The 4776-nt window shown below is 63.6% G+C and carries 4 protein-coding genes; all 4 read right to left on the bottom strand.

The genetic code is table 11. The features are described from left to right. Positions 1–1262 (bottom strand): sigma-54 interaction domain-containing protein (locus L9Z73_RS25555; protein WP_247407110.1); only part of this gene is annotated, 1262 nt, incomplete at its 3' end. Further along, positions 1259–2839: an ABC transporter ATP-binding protein gene (locus L9Z73_RS25550; RefSeq protein ID WP_247407108.1), complete on the bottom strand. Its 1581-nt coding sequence runs from the start codon at positions 2837–2839 to the stop codon at positions 1259–1261. The genes L9Z73_RS25550 and L9Z73_RS25555, both read right to left, overlap by 4 nt. Positions 2840–2849: 10 nt before the next feature. Then, positions 2850–3872 carry an ABC transporter permease gene (locus L9Z73_RS25545; RefSeq protein WP_247407106.1) on the bottom strand — a complete coding sequence of 341 codons (1023 nt, stop codon included), beginning with the start codon at positions 3870–3872 and terminating at the stop codon, positions 2850–2852. Further along, positions 3872–4776, bottom strand: a 905-nt coding sequence (locus tag L9Z73_RS25540; RefSeq protein ID WP_247407104.1) for a microcin C ABC transporter permease YejB, incomplete at its 5' end; no start/stop codon positions are given. The genes L9Z73_RS25540 and L9Z73_RS25545, both read right to left, overlap by 1 nt.

Here is a 4776-nt window from a genome sequence, read left to right as displayed (position 1 = left end):
TCGCGCGCCGCCGCAAACGTCTCGCCCTCGACGGTCTCCACCGCCCCGCGCGCCACCGGGCTGAACGTGCCGATTGCGGCGCGAATCTCTGCCGCATCCAGTACCAAGTCATCGCTCAACAACGCCGCGCGCTCCAGCACGTTGCGCAGCTCGCGGATATTCCCCGGCCACGCATGCTGCGCCAACAACGCCAGGGCCTCGCGATCCAGTTCGTGGTGGCTGCGCAGTTCTTCGAGGATCGCTTCGCTCAACGCCGGAATATCCTCCAGCCGCTCGCGTAACGGTGGCACCCGGATCGGCAGCACATTCAACCGGTAATACAGGTCCGCACGAAACTCGCCGCGTTTGATCGCCGCTTCCAGGTCCATGGACGTGGCGGCAATCACCCGCACATCGCTGTGCAGCATCTCGTTGGAGCCGACCGGTTCGTATTCCTTCTCCTGCAACACCCGCAGCAACTTGCTTTGCAGCGGCAGCGGCATGTCGCCGATTTCATCGAGAAACAGCGTGCCGCCCTGGGCGATCTGCAACTTGCCGGGCCGGCCTTTGCGGTCGGCGCCGGTAAACGCACCTGGCGCGGTGCCGAAGAACTCGGCCTCGAGCAAGTCATGGGGAATCGCGGCGCTGTTGATGCTGACAAATGCTCTGTGCGCCCGTGTTGAGGCGCCGTGAATTGCCTGGGCCAGCAGCTCTTTGCCGGTGCCGGTTTCGCCGAGCAGCAGCACCGGTGACTCGGCGCTCGCGCTGCGCCGCGCACGGCGTTTGACTTCCAAACTGGCGGCGCTGGTGCCGATAAAGTGCGCAAAGGTGTACTTGCTCTGGCGCGAACGCAGCAGCGAGCGGGTCGACGCCAGCTCCTGCTGCATGCTCAGGTAGCGCTCGATCAGCGGCGACAGGTTGCGCAGCTCATCGAACAGCGCAAAGCCGATGGCGCCGATCACCGCGCCGGCATCGTTGTGGATCGGCAGGCGCATCACCACCAGCGGTCCCTTGGGCGTGTCCTGAATATCCAGCAGGATCGGCAGGTCTGTGCTCACCACCTGGCGTAGCAGGCTGTTGGAGATGACTTTTTCGCAGGGTTGGCCGATGGCTTCGTCGGCGCTTTTAAGGCCGAAGCGCTTAGCGTAGCGCTCGTTCATCCACACGATGTTGGCGTCGCGGTCGACGATCACCGTGCCTTCGCTGGACTGCTCGATGATCTCGAACAGCGACCGGATGGCCAGGCCGCGAACCTGTTGGTAGTCCTTGAGGCTGGTACTCATCTCGACAATCCGAGGGCGGCCGCCAGCAACTCCTGGGTGTAGGGGTGCTGCGGCGATTCGAATACGTCATGGCTGGCGCCACGCTCCACGACCTTGCCGTCCTTGATCACGATCATGTCGTGGGCCATGGCGCGGACCACGGCCAGGTCATGGCTGATAAACAGGTAGGTCAGGCCGTATTTGTCCTGCAGTTCGCGCAGCAACGCCACCACTTGCTTCTGCACCGTGCGGTCGAGGGCTGAGGTGGGCTCGTCGAGCAGCATCAACGCGGGCCTGAGCACCAGGGCGCGGGCGATGGCAATGCGTTGGCGCTGGCCACCGGAAAACTCGTGGGGGTAGCGATGCCGGCTGGCCGGGTCGAGGCCGACGTCCTTGAGCACCTGGATCACCTGCGCGTCACGCTCGGCGAGGCTGCACGGCGCATGCACTTCCAGGCCTTCGCTGATGATCTGCTGCACCGACATGCGCGGGCTGAGGCTGCCGTAAGGGTCCTGGAACACCACCTGCATCTGCTTGCGCCATGGGCGCATCTGCTTGTGATTGAGCGGGTCGAGGGCCACCCCCTGGAAGCGGATGCTGCCGGTGGAATCCAGCAGGCGCAGGATCGCCTGGCCCAGGGTGGATTTACCCGAGCCCGACTCACCGACGATGCCCAGCGTCTTGCCGCGCTCCACGCTGAGGCTGATGCCGTCCACCGCGCGCAGGTAGGTCTTGCGCTGAAACAGGCCGCCGCCGAGGGGGAATTGCACGCTCAGGTCGTCCACCTGCAACACCGTTTCACGCGTTTCGCTGCACAGCGCCTCGCCCGCCGGTTCAGCATCCAGCAGCAAGCGGCTGTAGGGGTGTTGCGGCGCGGTGAACAAGGCCTCGCAGTCGGCCTGCTCGACGATCTCGCCGGTATGCATCACGCACACCCGCTGCGCCATGCTGCGCACCAGATTGAGGTCGTGGCTGATCAGCAGCAGCGACATGCCCAAGCGTTGTTGCAGGGACTTGAGCAGCAGCAGGATCTTGCGCTGCACGGTCACGTCCAGCGCGGTGGTGGGCTCGTCGGCGATCAGCAGTTCCGGCTCGCAGGCCAGGGCCATGGCGATCATCACGCGTTGGCGTTGGCCGCCGGAGAGTTGGTGCGGATAGGCCTTGAGCCGTTCCTCGGGCTTCTGGATACCGACCAGTTCCAGCAACTCAATGATGCGCGCCTGCGCCGCCTTGCCGCCCAGGCCCTTGTGCAACAGCAGGGTTTCGCCGATCTGCTTTTCGATGTTGTGCAGCGGGTTGAGGGAGGTCATCGGCTCCTGGAAGATTATGGCGATGCGGTCGCCGCGCAGCTTTTGCAAGGTGGCTGGCGACGCACCGATCAATTCCTGGCCGCGATAGCGCACGGAGCCGCGGGTTTGCGTGCCGGCTTCGGGCAGCAATTGCAGGATCGAAAGGGCCGTCACCGACTTGCCCGAGCCCGACTCGCCGACCAGCGCCAGGCACTCGCCGGGGCGCACATCCAGGCTCAGGTTGTGCACCACGGTCTGGCCGCTGAAGGCGACGCAGAGGTCGCGGATCTCGATCAGGTTGTCGCTCATACAGACTCACTCATGAACGGGGGTCGAAGGCATCACGCAACGCCTCGCCGATAAATACCAGCAGCGACAGGATCAGCGCCAAGGTGAAAAACGCCGTCAGGCCCAACCAGGGCGCTTGCAGGTTCTGCTTGCCCTGGGCGATCAACTCACCCAACGACGCGCTGCCTGCCGGCATGCCGAAGCCGAGGAAATCCAGGGCGCTCAAGGTGGAAATCGCACCAGTCAAAATGAACGGCAGGTAGCTCAGGGTGGCCGTCATGGCATTGGGCAGGATATGCCGGCGAATGATCTTGGCGTCACCCAAACCCAACGCCCGCGCCGCCTTGACGTACTCCAGGTTGCGCCCGCGCAGGAACTCGGCGCGCACCACATCCACCAGGGCCAGCCAGGAGAACAGCGCCATGATCCCCAGCAGCCACCAGAAGTTCGGTTCGACAAAACCGGACAGGATGATCAGCAGGTACAGCACCGGCAACCCGGACCACACTTCCAGGAGGCGTTGGCCGAGCAAGTCGACCCAGCCGCCGTAGTAACCCTGCAACGCGCCGGAGGCGATGCCGATGCTCGCACTGATCACCGTGAGCGCCAGGGCGAACAGGATCGACACCCGCGCGCCGAAGATCACCCGCGCCAGTACGTCGCGCGACTGGTCGTCGGTGCCCAGCCAGTTCACCGCTGAAGGCGGGCTGGGGGCAGGGCGGGTCAGCTCGTAGTTGGGCGTGTCATCGCTGAACGGCACCGGCGGGAACAGCATCCAGCCGCCGTCCTGCTTGATCAGCTTTTGCACGTAGTCGCTGCGATAATCCGCCTGGAACGGCAATTGCCCGCCGAACTGCTGTTCGGTGTAGCGCTTGAACACCGGGAAATACAGCTCGTTCTTGAAGCTCAACACCAGCGGCTTGTCGTTGGCGATCAACTCGCCGCCCAGGGTCAGGATAAACAGGCCGATAAACAGCCACAGCGACCACCAGCCGCGCCGGTTTTTCTTGAAGCGTTCGAAACGCCGGCGGGCCACGGGAGACAGATTGAGCATCAGGCGTTCCTCGCGGCGAAGTCGATACGCGGGTCCACCAGGGTGTAGCAGAGGTCGCCGATCAGTTTTATCAGGAGGCCGAACAGGGTGAAGATAAACAACGAGCCAAACACCACCGGATAGTCGCGGGACACGGCGGCTTCGTAGCTCATGCGCCCGAGGCCATCGAGGGAGAAGATCACTTCGATCAGCAGCGAGCCGGCAAAGAACACGCTGATAAACGCCTGGGGAATCCCCGAAATCACCAGCAGCATCGCATTGCGGAACACATGGCCGTACAGCACCTGCCGTTCGCTCAAGCCTTTGGCGCGGGCGGTGACTACGTACTGGCGCGTGATCTCATTGAGGAACGAGTTTTTCGTCAGGATGGTCAGCGTGGCGAACCCGCCAATCACCAGCGCCGTGACCGGCAAGACCAGGTGCCAGAAGTAGTCGGCGATCTTGCCGACCGTGCTCAGTTCGTCGAAGTTTTCCGAGACCAGGCCGCGCACCGGGAACCAGTTCAGCGACGTGCCGCCGGCGAACACCACGATCAGGAACATCGCAAACAGGAACGCCGGCATCGCATAGCCGATCACGATTGCGGTGCTGCTCCACACATCGAAGCTGCTGCCATGGCGCACTGCCTTGCGAATGCCCAATGGGATCGACACCAGGTAGGTGATCAGCGTGGCCCACAGGCCGAGCGAGATGGTGACTGGCATTTTTTCCAGGATCAGGTCGGTGACTGTCGCGCCGCGAAAGAAGCTGTTGCCGAAGTCCAGTTGGGCGTAGCTCTTGAGCATCAGCCACAGGCGTTCCGGTGCCGGCTTGTCGAAGCCGTATTGTTTTTCGATGTCCTTGATCAGTTTCGGGTCCAGGCCCCGGCTGGCCCGCGAGCCGCTGCTGAGGCCTTCGCCTGCGG

The organism is Pseudomonas emilianonis (genome assembly GCF_023072625.1).
Classification (GTDB): domain Bacteria; phylum Pseudomonadota; class Gammaproteobacteria; order Pseudomonadales; family Pseudomonadaceae; genus Aquipseudomonas; species Aquipseudomonas paraveronii.
Note: the sequence above shows the minus strand (reverse complement) of the source record. Positions and strands in the feature narration are given on the sequence as shown.